We start from the raw sequence: 19,837 nt of genomic DNA, 5'->3' as shown, positions 1-19,837 counted from the left end.
ATTCGGGGGTCGGCGGGCTCGACGGGAGTTGATCGGTGTGGTGGTTTACCCGGCCGCCGTCGCCGGGATCGGGTGATCGCGGGTACGGTTCAGCAGCCAGCGGTCGGGGAGCCAGTCCGACAGGTGCTCGGCGGTCGGCTTGTCGCCCAGCGCGAACAGCCCCGGCAGCGCCTCCCGCAGGTACGCGAACGAGTCGATCCCCAGGTGCTTGCACGTCCCGACCACCGAGTACAGCACCGCCGCCGTCTGGCCGCCCACCTCGCTCCCGATCACGCCCCAGTTGTTCCGCCCCAACGCGATCGCCCGCAGCGTCCGCTCGGCGAGGTTATTGTCGATCGCCAGGAAGCTCTCCTCCAGGTATCGCTTCAGGGCGACCCAGTTGTTCGACGCATACCCGATCGCGGTCCCGAGCGGCGACTTCGGTAGCGCACCCGGTCGGGCCTCCACCAGCCACTTCTCCAGGTCGTCCTACACCGGCCCGGCGTCGCGGTGCCGCACCGCCCGGCGCTCGTCCTCGCGGTGCCGACGCCGTTCCTGGTGCGCCGGATCGTCCGACGGCGGCAGCAGCGGCGGCAACCCCCGCTCGACGGCGTACACCCGGCCGATCCACTCCAACGCCGTGGCCGCCCGCTCGTCGCCGGCGTCGCTCGCGGCCACGAACTTGCGGCGGGCGTGGGCCACGCAGCACACGTGCGTCACCCGGTCGTCGCCGAACAGCCCCTCGTACTGGGCCAGGGCGTCGGCCTGGAGGTAACCCGCAAACCCCGCGAGGAAGCGGGTCGGCCCGTCGGCCGTGTGGTCGGTCGTGAAGTCGAACACCGCGTACGGGTAGTCGGCGTCCCCGACGCACGCCCACAGGTGCGCCTTCTTCGTCCGGGGGCACCCCGGCACCCGCAACTTCACCCCGGTGTCGTCGCCGTGGATCACCCGCGACAGGAGCACCCGCGTGTGCATGAGGTCGTACAGCGGGGTCAGCAATTCCGACGCGCCGAAGAGCCAGTCGCCCAGGGTCGCGGACGCGATCGTCACGCCCGACCGGGCCAGCTGGCCGGCGAGGCGGTGCACGGGCGTGTGGTCGGCGAACTTGGCGGTGACGACGTGGGCCAGCAGCCCGGGGCCGCACAGCCCCCTGGCGATCGGCCCGACCTGCGTCGGCTCGGCGGTGGCCAGCCGCTGCTCCACCGGCACGGTCGTGGGGTCGCAGTGCCGGCAGGCGTAGCTCTTCCGGATCGTGCGGCGGACGAAGAACCGGGCGGGGTCCAGGTCGAGCTGCTCGGCCGTCTGCTCGCCGATGCACGCCCGCGGCCGGCCGCAACACGGGCACAGCTGCTCGGCCGCCGTCAGGTCGTGACGACCTCGCGGCGCTCGAGCTGCGCGGGCAGCGGCGACCGGCCGTGCTCGTCACGCCGCCGCTTCGTCTTGTCGGCGGCGGGCGGCGGCGGGCGGCGCTCACTGCGGCGGCCGAACCGGTGCTTGAGGGCGGCGTCGAGCTTGGCCGTCAGCTCGGCGACCCGGGCTTCGAGTTGCTGGCTCCGGGCCAGCAGCTCCCGGACCATCGCCTGGAGGGTGGGAACGTCGGTCGGGAGCGGGGCCGTGGGGTCGGGCGGCGGGGCGTCCATGCCCGGATGATGACGCGGCCGGCGGCCTCGCGCTAGCATAAAACGGTCACGCCCGGGTCGGCGCCTCGAACCGCTTGAACCGGCGGACGCGGGACAGGTCGATGCCGTCGAGGATCATGGCGAACTGGGCGGCGGTCAGCTCGATCCCGGCGGCGGTGGCTTCGGGGAAGTGATACCGCCCGGCTTCCAGCCGCTGACACCAGAGGCAGAGGCCGTGGCCGCCCCAGTACTGGACTTTGACGCGGTTCGCGGATCGATTGGTGAAGACGAACAGGTGTCCGCTCAAGGGGTCGGCGGCGAGCTGGGTGCGGACCAGGCCGGCCAGCCCGTCGAACCCGAGCCGCAGATCGACGGCGGCCGCGAACCAGAGCTTGGTGGTGGGCGGGACGGTCAGCACGGCCGGCCCTCCACCCCGCGGACGACGGCGACGACGAGTTCCGGGCGGGCGTCGGGCGGGAAGCAGAGGGCGGCTCCCGACGGGAGGACCAGTTCGATGGGCGTCGGGGGCGTGTGGGGTGGTGTGACCCGGAGGCGCACGACCGTCGGTCGGTTTGAGGCGGGCGTGGGTGGTTGTCCGAGGCGTCGCCGCCACAGGTAGAAGTTGGACTCGGACACGCCCTCGGCGGCGCAGAACCCGGCGACGGTGAGGTCGCCGGCCGCGAACCGGCCGAGGCGTTCGACCCACCGCCGGGTGGCGGCCGGGTCATACGGGGAGTGGGTGGGCACGTCGGGCACGGTGGCATTCTCCGAGAAGGGGGCGGATGCCACCGACCATACACGACCCGTCAATCACGTGATCCGCCGGGCCGTTACGCTTCACTTGAACTCCTCGGTCGGTTCCGGGCGAATGGTAAGCGGCTACCTCCACAAACCCTGGAAACTGCTGAGGATTTCATACATTTACGCCTTACGCAGTTATCGGGTCTGGCAGACGGTAGAGCGGGTGTTCGAGGTACGCGCGGACGGCGTCCCGGATGACGGCCCACTTGGCGGCGAACCAACTCACCCCGGTGGTGAACCGATGGTACTCCAGCCGGACGAACGCGCGGATCGCACAACCGATGTGGTTCCGCTGCCCGCGCGCCGCCCGGACCTGGCACCGCTCGACCCCGGTGTACTGCTTCAGCCCCCGGTGGTACTCCTCGATCCCCCACGACAACTCGCCGAACACGAGCCGCATCGGCTCGTCCATCCCGAGGTCGTTGGTGGCCCAGTGCGTCGTGTCGCCGTCTGGGGCGACCACCCGAAACACCCGCACCTCCCCGTACCCCGGCACCCACACCACCGTCCCCGACCCGGCGATCGGCTGGCGGTCCAACGCCATCGTCTCCCCGTGGTCGATTCGCACCTTCCGGTTCCCCTTGAACCGGGTCACGAACACCCACCCGAAGTCCCGGACCCGCTTGAGGTTCTCGACGCTCGCATACCACCCGTCGAACAGCACCGCCCGGGGGCGGAGGCCCCGGTCCCGGGCCGCCACCAGCAGGTCCGCGAAGTGGTCGTTCTTGGTCTTCCCGTCCCCGTCCTTGTGGTACACCCGGTAGTCGCACGGGTACACCCGATCCCCGTCCGACCACAGGGCGGTGATCAGGTTGATCCCCCGGACCACGGCGTGGTGGTTCCCGGACCAGTGGTGGGCGACCAGCCCGATGTGCTTGGCCCGCGGCTTGTCCAGGGTCGAGTCGTCGATGACCAGCACCCCGGTCCCCCGCCCGATCAGCGGCCGGACCTCGGCCCACAGGGCCTCGGGGTCGGGCTCGAGGCGGTGGAGGAGTCGGGTGAACGAGTCGTGGGCCGGTGCCGCCGGGCGATCCGGCTGGACCCGGGCGGCCTCGGTGGCCGAGACCACGACCGGCGAGGCGATGAGAAACTGGATGTAGTCCTCGGCGGTCGAGCGGGCGGCGTTCATCCCGCCGAACCTAACCGCCGGAACGGGGTTGCGCAAGATCAACCTCGGTCAACTGCGTAAGGCGTAACATTTTGAGAAGCAGGCCCATCAACAAGGCAGAGATCGCGCTTCGTTAAGGACTAAGGATCTGGCCCACTTCAAGTTCCCGGTTTCGTTGATGGCGGGTAGAATCTCGGGCCTGGCGAACCCGATTTCGGGAGGCGGGCATGGACGCCTATCCGGCGGAAGTCGAGGCGATGATGAAGCGGCTGGCGGGCTGGTTGTCCGAGAAGGACCGCCGCCGGTACGCCGCCGTCGAAGCGGCGAAACTCGGGCACGGCGGCGTCGAATACATCGCCCGCCTGCTGGCCTGCGATCCGAAGACCATCCGACAAGGCCTGCAGGATCTGGAACAACCCGACGACCCGGCCGACGGCCGGGTCCGAAAAAAGGGGGCGGACGTCGCCCGCTGATGGCGGCCCGACCGTCCCTCGGCGACAACCTCCGGCACCTGCTCCCGGAGTTCACCGCCGGGGACCCGATGCGGGACGGCGTACTCTGGACCAACTTGTCGCTGCGGGAACTGTCGCGGCGGTTGGCGGCGATGGGCACCCCGGCCAGTCGCCGGACGATCCGGCGGGCGTTGCGGGCCCTCAAGATCGGCCGCCGGACGGCCCGCAAGAAGAAGTCGATGGGCCACCACCCCGACCGGAACGCCCAGTTCGAGAACATCGCGGACCTCCGGCGGGGGTACGAGGCGGCCGGCGACCCGGTGATCAGCGTGGACACGAAGAAGAAGGAACTGCTGGGGAACTTCCACCGCGGCGGGGAGACGTATACGTCCCAGACGGTGGAGACCTTCGACCACGACTTCCCCCGGGCCGGGTCCGGCAAGCTGATCCCCCACGGCATCTTCGACGTGGCCCGCAACCACGCGTCCATCGTAAGCGTCCGGTGAAACGGTGAAAGGCTTGATGGCGGCATCGGCAGTGGGATTTCCCGCGCCATGCTGCCCGCATCCGGTACACTCGGGCAAATGTCTGATGTGACCCCGGAGTCGCTCTCCCACCGACGACCGGCTACTTCTTTTTGTTCGCCGCAGCCCTCATGCCCTCGGGCGTGAACGTGTCCGGTTGGAATTGCCCGGCTTCGGTCACGACCTCCACGTTCTGGAAGTAATACTCCCCGATCAGGTCGCCGTTCGCCCTCCTCAATACTGTGCCGAGTTGGAGCCACCGGTCGGCGTCGATCATCACCGTTACCTCAGAAAAGCCGTCGCGGTCGATGTTCGCTGCCGCGGGCGGTGTCTTCTCGCCAATCACAAACGAGTCCACCTCCGCCGGTGTGCAGGTCCGGCGGATGATGTGGCACACGCGGCCCCCGGCCTTCTCGACGCGGTCCTTGCCTTGGTATTTGACCGTCAACTCGTTTCTGTCCTTCAGATTCTTCCACGCGGTGTACGTGCGGAGCATCCCGCGGTAGATGCCCGAGTCCGTCACGCAGTACCGAGACGCGTTCCGGGCATCGGGGGATCGGGTGGCGATGGAGTAGTCGGTCAGGAAGGCGTCGGGCCGGAAGGTCAGCATCTCATTGCTGTTGTCGGGGGACGGGTACAACACCCCGTGGACCTCGTAAGAGAGGCCAAGTCGCCCTGCCTTTTGGAACCCCTTCTCCCAGACCATGCGCACCCGTGTTCTCGGCCGGACCCCCGGTTCGTCGGGTACCTCTCCCGCGACGGCGATCTGAATGATCTCCCGGTCGTGAAGGACGCCTGCCACGAACTCCCGCTTCTCCAGCGTCGCGCGAAACCCCTTAACCTTGTTTTCGTACCGGTTCATGCAGGCGGCGAGTATCGCGACCGGGTCAGTCCTGGCAAGCTCGGCGAACTCTTCATCAAGGGGCGGGGGCTCCATCCTCGGGCCGTGCGGCGGGTCGACTTCGACCGGTTGTGAGGACGGCCACAGGGCGCAACTGGCGGCACCGACCCCCATCAGGCAGAGTCCGACGGCGACGCTCCGCACGAACCGGCGACTCATCGCGTTTCCCCCCGCTGAGTTGGGTGCGTAGCGATCAACTTCTTCCCCGGGCCGGCGCCGTAGAGTCATGCTCTCCAGTGAAGCGTACGCGCTCGGCGGATCACGGCCCGGCCATCGGCAGTGACCTGAAGGCCGACTCCTTGTGACCGGCGGCCGAGCACTCCGCAAGGTGCGGGTAGCTGCACGACGTCGGGAACGAACTGCCCGCCAGTCGCAGATCCTTGCACCCGCACGTTCCAAACGTCAGACCCCGACGCGTGCACTCGGCGTTCAACCACTCGTAGGTCGCCCGCTTCCGCTCCAGCGGCACCGAGTAGACCGTGCCGCCGTCGATCGGGCACGCCTCGGTGCAGTACGACGCGGCCGCTGGCAGGTACGGTGCGCCGCCGAGCCGGGCCCGGTTCACGCCGGACGTGAGGAACAGATACGCAGCCGACACCTGTACCGCCCCGGCGCCGGCGATTGCGTCGAGAACCGATGCCAGTCGTTCTGGGGAGTCGTCCACGCCGGGCAGCACCGGGTCGAGCCGCACGAACCGGGCCGGCAGCCCGTACTCGCGGGCCAACATGAGATTCGCCAGCCGCGCCCGGGCCGGTGCGCACCCCGGTTCGACGGCCCGATTCCGCGCGTCGTCGAGATTCGTTAGCCCGACGAACAGGAGTACCTGCTCGGGATACTCGGCCAGCAACCGGAACACACGCCTCGGGACGACTCCCTTCGTCGAGATGCCGACACTCACATTCCGCGGCAACACGCGGCGCAACAGCGCCTCCAGATTGCCCCGCGCGGCCGGCGCGAGCGGGTCGGTGAACGGGCTGAGGTAGAGCGCCGGTGGGTACTCGTCGCGGCGGAGCAACTCGTCGAGCGCCAGCGCCGGGGCGACATCGGCTCCTCCGGCCTCGTGGCGGAGGGCCATCGACTGGTACCGATGGAAGTGGCAGTAGCCGCAGCGATGTTCGCAGCCGGCCGTGAGGTCCACGCCCCACTGATCGCACATCCCGGCGACCCGGACGATCCGGGCCTGGGCGATTGGTCGCGTCATCGGTTCCCCATTGGGTTCGAGTTTGCGCCGTCCGGTTCCGGCTCGCGGTCCAGACGGATCAGATACACCCCGACCAGAAGCGTCACCCCGCCGTGGACGACCGCGAACATCCACGGCCCGATCGCGGGGACAAGCTTGAACACGACGGCCAGGGCGAGGTAGCCCGCCGCGAGAAGGTGGTAACCGCCCCAAAACGGATGCGCGAGCGCGAGGTACGACACGCCGGTGATCAGCGCCAGCAGCGGGTAGAGAGACAGCCGGTACGCGGTCAGGTCGCCACCGTCCGACGGCCAGTACACGACCGGCAGTAGCGTGGCCGCGACGACCAACCCGATCATGACGGTCAGGGTGTGCCGGTCGCCGGCCCGGAACCGCCGCCGGCGCAGAATCACCCAGTACAACACGGCGAGCGCGGCGACGTTCAAGGCTGTCGCGGCGGCAAACGTTCCGCGCGGCAGCCCGGCGGAGATGGCCCACGCACAAAACAGGTGGAACGCGATGATGAGAATTCCGCTCCAGACGGACACCCACCCCCACGCGCCGGGTTTGTCGAACTGCTGCCGCAGCACGGCGCGCACGGCCTTGCCCCAGATGCCCGGCAGCCGGGCGCGCACCGGTTCGCCGCTGAGGAACCGCTGGAGGTCATCGGCCAACTCCTGCGCCGAGGCGTACCGCCGGGCCGGTTCCTTCTCCAAACACTTTGCACACACCGCGGCCAGGTCCTTACCCACGTCCCGGCGCAGCGACCGCACCGACGGGGCCGGGTCCTCGATCACCCGGCGCAACACCGCGGCGATGTCCCCACCGCCGAACGGGGTGCGCCCGGTCAGCAACTCGAACAGGATCATGCCCAGCGCGTGAACGTCCACCGCGACGGTCAGGTACTTGTCGCCGCGGGCTTGTTCGGGGGCCATGTACGCCGGCGCGCCGGCGATGCCCGTCGCCGTCGCGTCGGCACGCCGCGCGAGACCGAAGTCGGCGACCCGCGGTGTGCCCTCCGCGTCGAGTAGGATGTTCGCCGGCTTGAGATCGCGGTGGATCAGTCCCTGTTGGTGCGCGTGGTGGACGCCCCGCGCGACGTCGCGGACGATCTCCGCGGCCTTCGTCGGCGCGGTGAACCGGTCCTTCAACCATCCGGCGAGCGAGCCGGTCATCAGCGGCATGACCAGGTACGGCTCACCGTTGGCCTCGCCGGAGGCGAACACCGGCATGACGTTGGGGTGGCTCGCCTCGGCCATCGACTCGGCCTCGAACCGGAGCTTCGCTCGCTCGGTCGCGGACATCGCACCTCGCACCACCTTCAGCGCGACCACGCGCCCGAGGCGACGGTCCCGGGCGCGGTACACGACGCCCATCCCGCCGCGCCCGATCTCTTCCAGGATCTCGAAGTCGCCCAGCGCGCCGCCGGGCGCCCGCGCCGGAACCGGGGTTCCGAGCAGAGCGCCCATCCGGCGCCCGGCGGCGACGCACCCGAGCAGGTCCGTGGTGCGGTCCGGCCGGCGCGCGAGCCAGTCCACGACCGGCGCCCAGTCGCCGCGGTCCTCCGCTTCCAACACGAGCGCGAACCCGGTGTCCTCGGGATCGGCAGTTGAACCGACGTGGTGCGAGCGGGTCGCGTCGGGCGAGTCGTCCGGCACGGGAGTTCCTCTGGTCAGGCATTCGGGTCTTCGAGCATGCCTCGTAGCGCGGTCAGCGCGCGGTGGAGGAGTTGCGAGACGGCGTTCGCGTTCTTGTTCATCCGCGCGGCGATGTCGGCGACGCGCAGGCCGTCGATGAACCGCAGGACGACCGCCACCCGCTGCGCGTCCGGCAGCACCGCGATGGCGTCGGCGAGCCGTGCGAACTGCTCGGCCCGCATCGCCCGCATGCTCGGTGTCGTCAGGTCGCCGCCGAGCCGGTCCAACAGCTTCTGCGACGACTCTTCGCAGAGGTCGAGCGGCACCTCGCCCGACTCGCGCCGGTTCTCGTCGCGGGTGTTGTTTCGCACCGCCGCCACCAGGTACGCGTGCAGTCGTTCATCCGACATCCCGGCCAGTCGCTCGGGGCGGAACAGCACTTCCTCGAACGTTTGCTGCACGAGGTCTTCCGGGTCCAGGCGGGCACGGGCGCGCTCGAAGAGAGACAACCGGGCGACCCGTAGCAGCCCCGGCCGGTGGCGCTCCAGACGGTCGCGGAGGGGTGGCTCGGGCGAGTGACCAGCCATGCACGTACCTCGGGCTGCACCAGGCCAGTCGGGCGGGGCGGCCCGATCTTACGCGACATTCTGGGAAAAATGATGGGCTGGGATGCGATTCCGCCCCGGTCGGTACCGTGGTAGCACGGGATTAGCTGTGTTGACAAAGACCAGCTGCTGCTCGGCAAGCGTGCACAGTACGGTCGTGGTGTGCGTTGAGTTTTTGGCGGCGCGGCGAGTTGGGACCTCAGTGGTTGACGAGGAGGTGCTGTTTGGCCCAGGCGTCAGGCAACAGATGCGTCACGTCGGCCGGCTTGGCGGCCAGCTGCGTCAACACGTCGCTCAGGTATGCCCACGGGTTCAACGCTCAAGTTCCCCCACTTCTCGGCTGCTTCAGATCGGCCACTACCGCGACCATGATGTGGAGTTGGGACCAGCCCCGCCACAGGGTCATCCAGCCGGGCATCCCGTCACTGGGGCGGTTCTGGTGGCCGCCCAGGCGGCCCAGCGCCAGCAGGAACTCGGTCACCGTCCACGCCGTTCGGCCATGATCCCCGTGCCGCCACCGCGCCAGCACCACGACCCACGCCGGGGGCACCCAGCCCGTCGCCGGCCGCTGTGCCGCCGCGGGCTCCCGCCCGGCGTCCCGCAAGGCCAGGAGGAATACCGCCACGACCGCCAGGAGGCCGACCCCCGGCTCCAGCCGCGCCCGTGTCGTCAGCTGGAGGCTCTCCACCCCCGTGCCCGTCTTCCACGCCTTGTGGAACTCCTCGATTACCGCGCGCCGGGCGTACCAGTCCACCCGCTCCCAGGCGTCCGCGGCCGACGCCACCGGTACGTTCGTCACCAGCAACCACTCGACTGGCTCGACCCCGGCCGGTGGCGCGGCCTCCCACACCCGCGCCACCCAGACGGCCAGGGGGACACGCCGCCCGCGGTCCCGGATCTGCCGGGGCGGGGGAAGGGTGACCGGCTTCCACGCCACCCGCAGCGCCGCCGTCCGCGCCGGCTGGCCCGGCCGCGCATCCAGCCGGACGTCGCGCGGCGGCCCGGCCGCGGGCCAGGCCCGGACCGCCGCGTACAACCGGGAATCGGCCGGCCCGGCCCCCAGGTCGGCCGCGACGGCCCGGTCGTGGCGGGACCGGATCACATATGCCCCGCCGGCGGCGTCGGCCCAGTCGAACAACTCGCGGACGTCGCCGGCCCGGTCGGCGACGTGGACGAACCGCTTGCCGTCGGGGGCGGCGGGCACGGCGGCGGCCGCATCGAGCCAGAGGCGGCCGGCCGGCCCCGGCCTCGCCCGCCGCGCCGCCTTGGGCGGTGGGACGTACAGGATCTGGTGGGCGAGGCCGATCGTGGCCCCGCCGGGCGTCACGGCCAGGGAGGTGTGGGCCACGAACCCGCGGCCGTTCCCGTCGCCGATCGGCCCGAGGCCCTCGACCCGGAGGCCGGAGAAGTCCAGCAGGGTGTCGTCGTGCAGGACCAGGATCACCGCCTCGGTGGCGTCGGCAGGGCAATTGCATGAAATTGCTTACGATTTGAGCCCGTTGAGTCGCCTCCTCTCCGTCTTGAACATCGCGCGCCACGGCTGCGGTCCTCGCGCCACGCCTCTGGCGCATTCGCGGGCCGGGTCCGACAATGTCACGCTCCACGCAGCCGGAGCGATCCCATGGCCACCACCCCCCGACCTCTCGCCGACTACTTCGCGGATCTCCGCGACCCGCGCGTCGCACTCAAGTGCGAGCACGACTTCATGGCCATCATCCTGATCGTCGTCTGCGCCACCCTCGCCGGGGCCGACGACTTCGTCAGCATGGCCACCTTCGCCGACGCCAAGCGGACGTGGCTCCGGGAGCGGCTCGGGTTGAATCTGAACAACGGCATCCCGTCCCACGACACCCTCAACCGGGTGTTCGCGGCCATCCGCCCGGACGAGTTCGGGGCGTGCTTCCTCGGCTGGGTCGAGTCGATGTCGGACCGCCTGAAGCTCAAGCAGATCGCGATCGACGGGAAGGCCATGCGGGGGTCGAGGCGGAAGACCGGGGCCGGCTACCGGACGGTCCAGATCGTGAGCGCGTGGGCGTCCGAGAACGGTGTCACCCTGGCCCAGGTGCGGACCGACGAGAAGTCCAACGAGATCACCGCGATCCCGGAACTGCTGCAACTGCTCGACGTTTCGGGGGCGTTGGTGAGCATCGACGCGGCCGGCTGCCAGAAGGACATCGCCGCACGCGTCGTGGCCGGCCGGGGGGATTACCTGCTGGCGGTGAAGGACAACCAGCCGCGGTTGTTCGAGGACATCCGGGTGATGGCCGGGGCGGCGCTGGAGGCGGACTACACCGGGCTGAGCCGGTGCGCGACGGAGGAGGAGGCGCACGGCCGGGAGGAGTTCCGATTCTGCTTCGTGATGACCGACCTGGCGGGGATCCGTGACCGGGATCTGTGGAAGGGGCTGAAGTCCGTGGTGTGCGTGGTAAGGGGCCGGTCGGTCAACGGGAAGGAGGGCTCCGAGGTCCAGTATTACATCAGCAGTCGTCGAGGTTCGGGGAAGATGTTCCTGGAAGCGAGTCGGCGACATTGGGGCATCGAGAACGCCTGCCACTGGGTCTTGGATGTGGCGTTTCGAGAGGACGACCATCGGCTTCGGGAGGGCCATGCCCCCGAGAACATGTCGCTGGTTCGAAAGATGGCGTTGGCCATGTTGAAGAAGACCAAGCCCAACATGGGCATCAAGAACAAGCGACTCAAGGCCGGATGGGACGATTCCTTTCTCGAAGACGTGCTACGCGATTTCCTCCGCAAATGAGTGCGTTTCCCCTGGTGGCGTCGGCCATCCGCCGGTGGGTGAGCCGGCAATGCGTCCGCAGAACCGCGGCGTGGGTGACGTCGGGGGCGGCGAGCAGGCGGTACAGGGCGTCGAGTTGGTACGGATCGGGCAACTTCTGGGGGAGCGTACCGGCCGGGCGGGCCAGGATCTGGTCGGCGACGCGGACCAGGCGGGCGGCCCGGCGGGGATCGGACAGGGGGGCGTCACCGAAGTGGAGGCGGCCGAACGAGCCGTCGGCGGACTCGGGGAATCGCATCGGTCTCCCTCCCGGCGATAACGCAGGTCATCGACGACCGTTATCGCTCGCGGAGGCTCGGCCGAGAAGTGGGGGAACTTGAGGGTTCAACGCATGCCGCTTCGCCGACGCGCACACACTCATCAGCACCGCGGCACTCGTCAGCCCCCCGTCGCCGCCGACGTGCAGCCAGTTGCCGCGGTTATGCAAAGCTCCGCATAACCGCGGCAACTGGCTGCACGTCGGCGGTGACGGCGGGTTGAAGACCGCCTCGGTCCTGCTGAGCGTCTGCGCCAGTGCGACGCGGCACCGGCTCGACCCGTGGACGTACCTTCGCGACGTACTCGACCAACTCGCCGGCCGGTCCGGCGACGTGGACATGAATGATCTGCTCCCCGATGGCCGGGCCGGTCATCACCACCGCACCGGATGACGGCCGGCGATTCGGTCGCCCCCCAGTGCACGCGGCCGGCGCTCACCGCTTCTCCCGCGGCGGCGGGGCAGCCGCTCACACCCGGGCACGGCGGCGTAGGCCCGGCGGATCACTCCGCGGACCAGTTCCCGGGTCACGGGGGCACCGAGCGGCAGCCGGTGCCGGACGAACAGGTGGCAGGCCGTCGTCCCCGGCCGGTCCCGGCGGACGTAGTCCAGGACGGCTCGGCGGACCCGCTCCGGCATCGGGAGGATGCGCGCCCGCCGCGGCTTGCCGGCCATCAGCCGGAGGGTGCCGGCGGCCGCGTCCACGTCGTCGAGGGTGAGGTCGGCGACCTCCCCGACCCGCAGCCCGAGGTCGATCAGGCAGACGGCGATGGCGTGGTCCCGGCGGCCGACTGGGGTCGAGCGATCGAACCGCGCAAGCACCCCAGTGAGTTGGTCGTCCGTGAGGATGGGCGGCAGAGCGGCGAGCCGCCACCGCGGGAAGAGGGGCACCGCGGCGATCAACTCGGGACCGATCCGCCCCCGGAACTGGAGCCAGCGGAGGAAGCTGCGGAGCCCGCCAGCGGCCACCCGGGCGGTAGCCACCCGGCCGGTCCGCCCGTACCCGGCGACGAACTCCCGGACGTGCGCGAGTCGCAGCCGCGGCCACCGGATCGAGTGGGTGCCGAACACCGCTGCGAGGAACTCGCGGGCGTACCGGCGGTGGTACAGCCGGGTCGCGTCGGCCAACCCGGCGGCATCCCGGAGGTGGGTGTCGTAGGCGGCGACAACCCGCTCGATCCGGGCCGGGGCCGGCGCGGGCCGTGGCGGAACGAGGCCGCGATCCCGGAGGTGGCGGAGCAGGTGGTGTCCAGCGGACCGGGCGTTGCACCTGAGTCGCCGGAGCGGCGGGCGGGTGGCGAATCGCCGCACGTCGGCGTCGGTGAGCGTGGTCAGCGACCGGTGGTGCCGCCGCAGCCAGCGGCCGAACAGTTCGGCCTCCCGGAGGTAGAACTGGACGGTGAGTCTGGCGTACCCGCAACGATGGAGGGCCGCGAGGAACGATCCGAGCCAGTCGGCATCCGGGCTGGCACGGAGCCGCCTGGCGACTCGCGGGCAGAAGCATCGGTCGAACATGACGAACTCTCCGAACGGGAATTGGGTCGGGGAGCTGTCAGAATTATGCGGAGTTCGGAAACAGGCAGTGAAGGCCATGACGTGGGGGACGCGGAACCGACTACCGGCAACTCCGCATAGCGCGGGACTGGGCATAGCCGCGGCTATGCGGAGCTCCGCATAGCCGCGCCAACTGGCTGCATGTCGGTGGAGATCGTGGGTTGAAGACCGCATCCGTGCTGCTCAGCGTCTGCGCCACTGCGACCCGGCATCGCCTCGACCCGTGGTCGTACCTGACGCACGTCCTGTCGGAGTTGCCCGCCCGGCGGGCCGGGGCGGAACTGGGAGACCTGTTACCGGATGCGTGGGGGAAGCCCCGTGGCGAAACACACCGCCGAGTGGGTTGACGGCGGCCGGCGGTCACTCCTTCTGGAATTCCTTCCAGAATTCCGCGGCCGGCTTGCCGTTGATCGTCTCCAGCGTCCGGATGGAGCGGAGGATCTCGGCGTCGCGTTCGGGCCGGAAGTCGCAGCTGAGTTCCTTGAGGGGCATTCCCCTCAGCAGCGAAAGGTCTGTCACCTTCGTGTGGTCGACCAGGAGTGTGGTCAAGTCGCTGCAGCCCTTGAAGTGGGCCAGGCCCGCGTCCGTCACCTCCGCGGCCCAGTTCAGCGCGAGGCCCTTCAAGTTCTTGCAGTCCTTGAAGTGGGCCAGCCCCGCGTCGCCCACCCGCGTCCAGCCCAGGTTGAGCACCTGCAGCTCCTTGCAGTCCTCGAAGTGGGCCAGGCCGGCATCGGTCACCGGCGTGCCGCGGAGTTGCAGTGCCGTCAACTTCTTGCAGCCCTTGAAGTGGACGAGCCCCGCGTCGCCGACCTCCGTCCCGCTCAGGTCGAGTTTCGTCAACCCCGCCAGGTTCATTCCCGCCAGTGGCGTCAGGTCGGTGAGCGGCCCTTTCTCCTCCCGGTGGGCCGTGCCGCTGAGGTCGAGCATCTGCAGGGCGCTGAAGACCCGGATCGGGGCGATGTCCGTCACCTTGTCCGTCACGATCCGCAGTTCCGCGACCACGCCGTCCTCGATCTTGTGCCCCACTTTGCCGTCGAAGCCGGGGTTGCGCTGCATCAGTTCCTTGCGGACCTCCTCAACCTGTTGCTCGGCCGGCCGGGCGGCGATCCGCTGAACGTCGGCATCGGTGAACGGGGCGACGGCGACCGGCGGCATCTTCGTTTCGAGCGAAAGTGCGCCGGACGGCACTCGGGCCAGGCGCAGGCCGAGGTCAAACTCGCGGTTTGACTGCGGACTCCAATAGCGACTGTTTGCCCGACACCCCTCGTGCGGCCACGCATCTCCGAGATGCACACGAGATGTAGTATTCACCACGTCCTCGCACCACTCCCATACATTGCCGTGCATGTCATGTAAGCCCAGCTTGTTGGCTTGATACGATCCGACTCGGCACGTGCGATTCAACCCAATGCCCAGTTTGATGATATTGGCCTGTTCCGACAACAGGGTATTCGTCGGCTTCGTGAGATAGAAGTCGAAGGCACTGTCCCCCTTGTCCGCCATCGGGGTAATGGTTCACGGCTCGGCACACTTCGCGATCCCAAGAGTATTGCCGACTACACTTACGCGGAGCGTTTCCAACTCGACATCACGCATCGGGAGCTGATTACGGCATTGCAAAAGGGCGACGTTCTCATGCCCCCTGGTTCGGCCTCAGCGCAACTGATGGGCGAACTGACTGTCGCGACTGGCCGGGAAGTTGCGCTCATCCGAATCGGGAACCAGCGCTGGCTCCGCCTCGGTGGAAGGGACGGAGTCGTCGTCGTAGATGCCGATCGGGTGATCGCTCACACGCACCCTTCCGGCGAGCTACGATTCAGCGTCGGCCCGGACAGCGACATGGCCGTCTTCACCAACCCTGACTTGAAACTAACCAAGCAGAAGAGCAGCGTCTTGATCGCGCCCGACGGCACTGCCGTGCGGCTCCCGATCCCAAGATAGCAGCAGCGGAGGACGAAACGTGACGCACGAAGAGATCCGACACGCCCTAGGTTCGGGCTGCTCGGAGGAGGAGCTGAAGGCGATGCGTTGTCCGGTCTGCGAGGGCAATGTGGTCTTCTACGTCCACCCCAAGCGAAGGAGCTGCTTCATTCGCTGCCAACAAGACAATGGCCATATGGCCATGCACGAGGAGAACCCGTTGCCGCCCGACTGGTGGGAGAAGTACGTGACGCAGGGGGGCTGGATGTCATGACGCCAACAGCGACGGCCCAGCTTCACGCCGAACGTGCGCCCGCACCACTTCGGTCAGCCAGGCGAAGGCGTTGCGGCGCTGGCGGCGGCAGGTCTCGATGACCGACAGCAGCCGCTCGACGAACCGGCTACCGGCCGCCGACTGCGTGCCGAAGGAGAGCTTCCGCCAGATGACCGCGTGCCGCAGCGCCCGCTCGGCCGCGTTGTTGGTCGGCTCCACGCCGGCCACGTCCACGAAGGTCCAGAGGCGCGCGCGGTGCTCCCACAGTTCCCGGCAGACGCCGTGCGTCAGTGCGTTGCACCAACCGCGCAGCAAGAGCACCTCCACGGTGTCGCGGATCGGGTGCATGCGGCGTCGGAACTCGGCACGACTCAGCGTTCCGTCGCGCACCCGTTTCCAGAGGGCGAATAGTTCCTTCGTCGGTCGCATCAGGTCGTGGCCGAGCCGCTTCTTGGTGTGGCACGGGTCGCCGATCAGGGCCTGGAAGTCGCGCTTCAAGTGGGCCCAGCACCACTGCAGCCGGCCGAACCGCCAGTACATTTTCGCCCGGTCGCAGTGGATGGTGCCCGCGTAGTCCGCGCCGAGGAGGTCGTCGAGTACCTCGGCCCCGCGGCTGGTGCGGCAGGCAAAGAACGTGAACGTGTCGGCCACGAAGGTCCAGACCCATCCCTTCGACGGGCCTTCCTTGGTCGGTGACTCGTCGATGTGGAGCACGGGTTGTGCGGGCAGCCTCGCGGCGAGGTCGTCGTAGGCCGGTTGCACCGCCTCGGCACACCGGCCCTGCAGCAGGACCATCCAGCCGGCGCTGGCGGGTTGGTTGAGGATCGTACCCAGGAACTGGGCGGCCCGGCGTTTCGACTGGCGGAAGCAGGCCATCAAGACGCCGGCGAACGCGATGAGCCGCGGCCCCGCCTGACCCGTGGGCACGCCCATCGGCAAAGCGCCGCAGGTGGAGACGCCGCACGCGCAGACGAGCCGGTGCCGCCGGTACTCGGTGACGACCGGCTCGATCTCGGGGAGTTCCCAGACCTGGTGGCGGACCGGCTCCGGGTCGGTGCCGGCGAGCGCCCGACCGCACTTGCGGCACGCCGTCGGCACGCACGGGATGACGGCCTGGCAGTCGTCGACGGGGATCAACGCCCGTTCGTGCTTGTCGTGCCCGGGCTGCCCGCCGCGACGCCGCTTGGACCTGGGCTTGGGCACGACCGGTTTGGCGTGTGGGTGAGCCGACGAGGGTGGCAGCGAGGAGTTGGTGGAGTCCTTGTCGAGTCGGGCCTTCAACTCCGCGACTTCGCGCTGGAGTTGGGCGATCTGCCGGGCCTGCCACTGGATCAGGGCCAGGACTTCGGCCGGCAGCGCGGCCAGAACGTCAGCCGAAACAGGCGGGGGTGCATCCATGCCGAGCGGAAGAGTAACCCAAAGGGCGCTCCGAGGCTACCCCGGCCTGTGAACGGTTACGCCATCGGGCCGCCCCGACACGCGTACTCCCACTCCACCTCCGTCGGCAATCGATAGACCCAGCCCGTCTCCTTCTCCAGCTTGTTCAGCTTCGCCACAAATATCTGGCATTGATCCCACGACACGTTCTCCACCGGGAATCGCTTCAGGTCCGCATCGGGGATGTCCTTTACCGCGTCCTTGCCGTAGCCTGCGCGCGAGAAGTGGCTGGGGTTCTCGCCCATCACCTTCTCCCACTCCTCCTGAGTGACCTCGTACTTGCCCAGGTAGAAGTCGGCCGGGATCTCCACTTCCTTGTCGGCGAGTTTGTCCTTGCCCCCGCCCAGCCACGACTTGCCCTTCGGCACTTTTACGAACTCCATGCCGAGGGTGTTCTTGAACTGCCTCGCCGCTTTCACGGCGTCAACTGGCAGCGACACCCGAAAACCGACGAGGTAGCCACGGTCCGTCGGGTCGATGGCGTGGCGATGCGACGACCGGCAGACGGACGCGGTGTAGCCCCAATGACCGCCCCGGATCACGCGCAGGGAACCGGCGGAAAATGGGCTGTTTGGGTTGATCGCGGGTTTATCCTGGAATTGCCCATAATAGGACGCGTCCCAACCGTCCTGCACCCATTCCCAGACGTTGCCGTGAATGTCAGATAGCCCGAACGGATTCGCCTTCAACTCGCCCGCCGCGTGTGTCCGGCCCCCGGAGTTTCCACCGAACCACCCCGCCCGCACCAGGTCTTCGTCTTTGTCGCCAATCCAGTACTTTGTGGCCGTCCCGGCCCGGCAGGCAAACTCCCATTCCGCCTCAGAGGGCAAGCGGTAACCCGTCCCGTCCAGCGGCGTGATCGTTTCACCGGCCCGGAAGTAAAACGGCTTCAATTTCTCCTGTTTGCTCAGCTTGGCGCAGAACTCGGCCGCGTCATTCCAACTCACCGTTTCCACCGAGTGCTCGGCCGTCTCCAGCCCGGCGACCGCCTCTTTGCCCATTCCCAGCGGAGCGAAGTGCGAGGGATTCACGCCCATCACTTTTTCATACTCCGCCTGCGTGACTTCGTTCACGCCCAGGTAGATCGGCTGCGTCAGGATCACCTTGTGCTGCGGCGCTTCTGACTGGATGCACTCCTGCCAGTGCTTGTCATCCGGGGAGACATCCTTGAGAGCTGCTGCGATCTCCTCCGCCGTGCTCCCCATCGTGAATTCACCTGGCGGGATCAGCATGAACTTCATGCCCAGGCTGTTCGTGTACTCGACCGGCACACCGAGATGCTTGGCCCAGGCGTCCTGATGTGCCCGAGCTTGAGTGGCGTCGAAGGGGGCGATCGCGGGCTGGGGTGCGTCGGCAGGCCAACCGTGCCAGCCGGTCGTCGTCACGACCTCTGGTTCGTGCCCACCCTTGTTCGGATTGGGCATCGCCTGATGCCGGAACAGATGCGTGACCCCGGCGAACTCCGTCACGGCCACCGCGAGTACGGGAAGCAGCAGGACGGCCGCCGCGACGACCCATTTCCAATTGCCGGTCTTCGCCGTTTTGGTCTGTTTGCTCCGCGGGATGCGGCTGAAATCCTTCAACTTGGAGTTCGCTTTGAGTTGCGCCTCGCAGTCGGCGAGCACGTCGGCCACTTCGCGGGCCGACTGGTAGCGGTCGTCGGGGTTCTTGGCGTGCAGCTTGGCGATGATGTCGCACAGCCACTGCGGCACCTCCGGGACGATCTCCCGGATGTCGCGCGGGGTGTCCTCGGCGACCCGCTTGAGCACCGCCACAGTGCTGTTCGCCCGGAACGGCGGCCGGCCGGCGGCCATCTGGTAGAGGACGCTGCCGAGGCTGAACAAATCGGCCCGCTGGTCGAGCTTGTCGCCCTTGGCCTGCTCCGGGGCCATGTACATCGGCGTGCCGGCGATGATCCCGCTCTGCGAGATGCTGGCGTCGTCGGCCGCCCGGGCCAGCCCGAAGTCGGTGATCTTCACCCGCCCGGCCCCGCCCTCCAGGAGGACGTTCCCCGGCTTGATGTCCCGGTGGATGAGGTCCTGGCCGTGGGCGGCGGCCAGCCCCTCGGCGATCTGCCGGCCGATCCGCACGACCTCGGCTGGCTCGACTGGGCCGATGCGGTTGAGGCGGTCCTGGAGGGTCTCGCCGGGGATGAACTCCATGGCGATGTACGGCAGCGGGGTTTCGCCGACCTCGTACACCTGCACCACGTTCTCGTGCCGCACCTGGGCGCTGGACCGGGCCTCCCGGAGGAACCGCTTGCGGGCCGGCGACGTGGAGGCCATCTGCGGGGCCAGCACCTTCACCGCGACGACCCGGTGGAGCACGTCGTCGAAGGCGCGGAAGACGATGCCGAACCCGCCGTGGCCGAGCACCTGCAGCACCTCGTAGTGCCCGATGCGGCCGAGCGAGTCCGGCCGGGTGGCCGGGGCCAGGAAGCCGAGCGGCACCTCGTCGTCGTCGGCGGCTCCGCCCCCACCGGTGCGGGTGGCGGCATGATCCGGGTCCGGTTCGAACGCCCGGGTGGCGGCGGCGTCCGGGTCCGGAACCACGGCCGCCGGGGTGCCCAGGAAACTCCCCTCCGGGTCGTGGGACCGGAGCAGCACCTCGACCCGCCCCCGAAGGTCGGCGTCGCCCCCGCAGGAGCGGTCGAGAAATGCGGACCGGGCGGCCCCTTCGGGCAGTTCGGCCGCCGCCAGGAAGACCTCCTTGACGCGCTTCGGGTCGGTGGGCATGGGCGCTCCGGGTTCGGGTTCATCCCCCAATGCGAGGACTCCGCCCGTTCGTCTCACG

General features: G+C 68.9%; 21 protein-coding genes and 2 pseudogenes. 7 read left to right on the top strand and 16 right to left on the bottom strand.

Annotated elements, in window-relative coordinates:
• Positions 1-45 precede the first annotated feature (45 nt).
• The 5 genes and pseudogenes from tnpC (ETAA1_RS19280) to ETAA1_RS19265 all read right to left on the bottom strand — a co-directional run bounded on the left by tnpC (ETAA1_RS19280) (position 46) and on the right by ETAA1_RS19265 (position 3,528).
• Positions 46-1,326: pseudogene (gene tnpC, locus ETAA1_RS19280) on the bottom strand (IS66 family transposase).
• A 14-nt stretch (positions 1,327-1,340) separates the two neighbouring features.
• Positions 1,341-1,619: a hypothetical protein gene (locus ETAA1_RS19275; RefSeq protein WP_145241305.1), complete on the bottom strand. Its 279-nt coding sequence runs from the start codon at positions 1,617-1,619 to the stop codon at positions 1,341-1,343.
• Positions 1,620-1,665: 46 nt separating this feature from the next.
• The gene (gene tnpB, locus ETAA1_RS32190) at positions 1,666-2,016 is read right to left on the bottom strand and encodes an IS66 family insertion sequence element accessory protein TnpB (RefSeq protein ID WP_202920260.1); all 351 of its coding nucleotides are present in this window, start codon (positions 2,014-2,016) and stop codon (positions 1,666-1,668) included.
• Positions 2,010-2,354, bottom strand: a complete 345-nt coding sequence (tnpA, locus tag ETAA1_RS32185) for an IS66 family insertion sequence element accessory protein TnpA (RefSeq protein ID WP_202920259.1) — start codon at positions 2,352-2,354, stop codon at positions 2,010-2,012. The genes tnpB and tnpA overlap by 7 nt, the downstream gene beginning before the upstream one ends.
• Before the next feature lie 172 nt (positions 2,355-2,526).
• Positions 2,527-3,528 carry an IS701 family transposase gene (locus ETAA1_RS19265; RefSeq protein WP_145244711.1) on the bottom strand — a complete coding sequence of 334 codons (1,002 nt, stop codon included), beginning with the start codon at positions 3,526-3,528 and terminating at the stop codon, positions 2,527-2,529.
• Positions 3,529-3,734: 206 nt separating this feature from the next.
• Between ETAA1_RS19265 and ETAA1_RS32180 the strand changes: the two genes are divergently transcribed.
• Together ETAA1_RS32180 and ETAA1_RS32175 are read left to right on the top strand one after the other, a co-directional pair.
• Positions 3,735-3,980 (top strand): hypothetical protein, encoded by a 246-nt coding sequence (locus ETAA1_RS32180; RefSeq protein WP_202920258.1) that lies wholly within the window; start codon positions 3,735-3,737, stop codon positions 3,978-3,980.
• On the top strand, positions 3,980-4,465 hold the full coding sequence (locus ETAA1_RS32175) for an ISAzo13-like element transposase-related protein (protein WP_202920257.1): 486 nt from the start codon (positions 3,980-3,982) through the stop codon (positions 4,463-4,465). Before ETAA1_RS32180 ends, ETAA1_RS32175 begins: the two co-directional genes overlap by 1 nt.
• Before the next feature lie 121 nt (positions 4,466-4,586).
• Here ETAA1_RS32175 and ETAA1_RS19255 read toward each other — a convergent pair whose 3' ends face one another.
• From ETAA1_RS19255 to ETAA1_RS19235, 5 genes are all read right to left on the bottom strand, one after another.
• The gene (locus ETAA1_RS19255; RefSeq protein ID WP_202920256.1) at positions 4,587-5,543 is read right to left on the bottom strand and encodes a DUF1571 domain-containing protein; all 957 of its coding nucleotides are present in this window, start codon (positions 5,541-5,543) and stop codon (positions 4,587-4,589) included.
• A 100-nt stretch (positions 5,544-5,643) separates the two neighbouring features.
• On the bottom strand, positions 5,644-6,585 hold the full coding sequence (locus ETAA1_RS19250; protein WP_145241297.1) for a radical SAM protein: 942 nt from the start codon (positions 6,583-6,585) through the stop codon (positions 5,644-5,646).
• On the bottom strand, positions 6,582-8,222 hold the full coding sequence (locus ETAA1_RS19245; protein ID WP_145241295.1) for a serine/threonine-protein kinase: 1,641 nt from the start codon (positions 8,220-8,222) through the stop codon (positions 6,582-6,584). Before ETAA1_RS19245 ends, ETAA1_RS19250 begins: the two co-directional genes overlap by 4 nt.
• 14 nt (positions 8,223-8,236) lie before the next feature.
• Positions 8,237-8,788: a sigma-70 family RNA polymerase sigma factor gene (locus ETAA1_RS19240; protein ID WP_145241293.1), complete on the bottom strand. Its 552-nt coding sequence runs from the start codon at positions 8,786-8,788 to the stop codon at positions 8,237-8,239.
• 337 nt (positions 8,789-9,125) lie between these two features.
• On the bottom strand, positions 9,126-10,250 hold the full coding sequence (locus ETAA1_RS19235; RefSeq protein WP_202920255.1) for an IS4 family transposase: 1,125 nt from the start codon (positions 10,248-10,250) through the stop codon (positions 9,126-9,128).
• 177 nt (positions 10,251-10,427) lie between these two features.
• Here ETAA1_RS19235 and ETAA1_RS19230 point away from each other — a divergent pair, with 177 nt between their 5' ends.
• Positions 10,428-11,564, top strand: coding sequence for an ISAs1 family transposase (locus ETAA1_RS19230; RefSeq protein ID WP_145241289.1), 1,137 nt, complete (start codon positions 10,428-10,430; stop codon positions 11,562-11,564).
• On the opposite strand, the gene ETAA1_RS33910 is transcribed toward ETAA1_RS19230, so the two are convergent.
• A complete protein-coding gene (locus tag ETAA1_RS33910) occupies positions 11,503-11,841 on the bottom strand; it encodes an IS4/Tn5 family transposase DNA-binding protein (protein ID WP_145241287.1) in 339 nt (112 codons plus the stop codon). The genes ETAA1_RS19230 and ETAA1_RS33910 overlap by 62 nt on opposite strands.
• Positions 11,842-12,079: 238 nt before the next feature.
• Between ETAA1_RS33910 and ETAA1_RS19220 the strand changes: the two genes are divergently transcribed.
• Positions 12,080-12,253: a transposase domain-containing protein gene (locus tag ETAA1_RS19220; RefSeq protein WP_145241285.1), complete on the top strand. Its 174-nt coding sequence runs from the start codon at positions 12,080-12,082 to the stop codon at positions 12,251-12,253.
• Here the strand turns inward: ETAA1_RS19220 and ETAA1_RS19215 are convergent.
• Complete coding sequence (locus tag ETAA1_RS19215; RefSeq protein WP_202920254.1) at positions 12,235-13,374, bottom strand: tyrosine-type recombinase/integrase; 1,140 nt, start codon at positions 13,372-13,374, stop codon at positions 12,235-12,237. The genes ETAA1_RS19220 and ETAA1_RS19215 overlap by 19 nt on opposite strands.
• Before the next feature lie 215 nt (positions 13,375-13,589).
• Here ETAA1_RS19215 and ETAA1_RS33905 point away from each other — a divergent pair, with 215 nt between their 5' ends.
• On the top strand, positions 13,590-13,760 hold the full coding sequence (locus tag ETAA1_RS33905) for a transposase domain-containing protein (RefSeq protein ID WP_390621251.1): 171 nt from the start codon (positions 13,590-13,592) through the stop codon (positions 13,758-13,760).
• A 13-nt stretch (positions 13,761-13,773) separates the two neighbouring features.
• Here the strand turns inward: ETAA1_RS33905 and ETAA1_RS19205 are convergent, their stop codons facing one another.
• Positions 13,774-14,568, bottom strand: a complete 795-nt coding sequence (locus ETAA1_RS19205) for a leucine-rich repeat domain-containing protein (RefSeq protein WP_238389256.1) — start codon at positions 14,566-14,568, stop codon at positions 13,774-13,776.
• 93 nt (positions 14,569-14,661) lie between these two features.
• A pseudogene (locus ETAA1_RS33900) lies at positions 14,662-14,760 on the bottom strand (formylglycine-generating enzyme family protein); the annotation flags it as partial.
• Between the two features lie 24 nt (positions 14,761-14,784).
• Between ETAA1_RS33900 and ETAA1_RS32985 the strand changes: the two are divergent.
• A complete protein-coding gene (locus tag ETAA1_RS32985) occupies positions 14,785-15,354 on the top strand; it encodes a hypothetical protein (RefSeq protein ID WP_238389255.1) in 570 nt (189 codons plus the stop codon).
• 19 nt (positions 15,355-15,373) lie between these two features.
• Complete coding sequence (locus ETAA1_RS19200) at positions 15,374-15,607, top strand: hypothetical protein (protein ID WP_145241110.1); 234 nt, start codon at positions 15,374-15,376, stop codon at positions 15,605-15,607.
• Here ETAA1_RS19200 and tnpC (ETAA1_RS19195) read toward each other — a convergent pair.
• Positions 15,602-17,005, bottom strand: a complete 1,404-nt coding sequence (tnpC, locus tag ETAA1_RS19195) for an IS66 family transposase (protein ID WP_145241108.1) — start codon at positions 17,003-17,005, stop codon at positions 15,602-15,604. The genes ETAA1_RS19200 and tnpC (ETAA1_RS19195) overlap by 6 nt on opposite strands.
• Positions 17,006-17,061: 56 nt before the next feature.
• On the bottom strand, positions 17,062-19,779 hold the full coding sequence (locus ETAA1_RS19190) for a bifunctional serine/threonine-protein kinase/formylglycine-generating enzyme family protein (protein ID WP_145241279.1): 2,718 nt from the start codon (positions 19,777-19,779) through the stop codon (positions 17,062-17,064).
• Positions 19,780-19,837 lie beyond the last annotated feature (58 nt).

It is taken from the genome of Urbifossiella limnaea (assembly GCF_007747215.1).
GTDB lineage: Bacteria > Planctomycetota > Planctomycetia > Gemmatales > Gemmataceae > Urbifossiella > Urbifossiella limnaea.
The sequence above is the reverse complement of the archived record's forward strand: the minus strand, read 5'-3'. Positions and strand labels throughout refer to the sequence as shown.

Coding starts and splice junctions, on each gene's coding strand:
- ETAA1_RS19190 (WP_145241279.1), bottom strand. CDS start 19,779: ATGCCCACCGACCCGAAGCGCGTCAAGGAGGTCTTCCTGGCGGCGGCC.
- ETAA1_RS19230 (WP_145241289.1), top strand. CDS start 10,428: ATGGCCACCACCCCCCGACCTCTCGCCGACTACTTCGCGGATCTCCGC.
- tnpC (WP_145241108.1), bottom strand. CDS start 17,005: ATGGATGCACCCCCGCCTGTTTCGGCTGACGTTCTGGCCGCGCTGCCG.
- ETAA1_RS19240 (WP_145241293.1), bottom strand. CDS start 8,788: ATGGCTGGTCACTCGCCCGAGCCACCCCTCCGCGACCGTCTGGAGCGC.
- ETAA1_RS19250 (WP_145241297.1), bottom strand. CDS start 6,585: ATGACGCGACCAATCGCCCAGGCCCGGATCGTCCGGGTCGCCGGGATG.
- ETAA1_RS19255 (WP_202920256.1), bottom strand. CDS start 5,543: ATGAGTCGCCGGTTCGTGCGGAGCGTCGCCGTCGGACTCTGCCTGATG.
- ETAA1_RS32175 (WP_202920257.1), top strand. CDS start 3,980: ATGGCGGCCCGACCGTCCCTCGGCGACAACCTCCGGCACCTGCTCCCG.
- ETAA1_RS33910 (WP_145241287.1), bottom strand. CDS start 11,841: ATGCGATTCCCCGAGTCCGCCGACGGCTCGTTCGGCCGCCTCCACTTC.
- ETAA1_RS19275 (WP_145241305.1), bottom strand. CDS start 1,619: ATGGACGCCCCGCCGCCCGACCCCACGGCCCCGCTCCCGACCGACGTT.
- ETAA1_RS19205 (WP_238389256.1), bottom strand. CDS start 14,568: ATGCCGCCGGTCGCCGTCGCCCCGTTCACCGATGCCGACGTTCAGCGG.
- ETAA1_RS19265 (WP_145244711.1), bottom strand. CDS start 3,528: ATGAACGCCGCCCGCTCGACCGCCGAGGACTACATCCAGTTTCTCATC.
- ETAA1_RS19215 (WP_202920254.1), bottom strand. CDS start 13,374: ATGTTCGACCGATGCTTCTGCCCGCGAGTCGCCAGGCGGCTCCGTGCC.
- ETAA1_RS32180 (WP_202920258.1), top strand. CDS start 3,735: ATGGACGCCTATCCGGCGGAAGTCGAGGCGATGATGAAGCGGCTGGCG.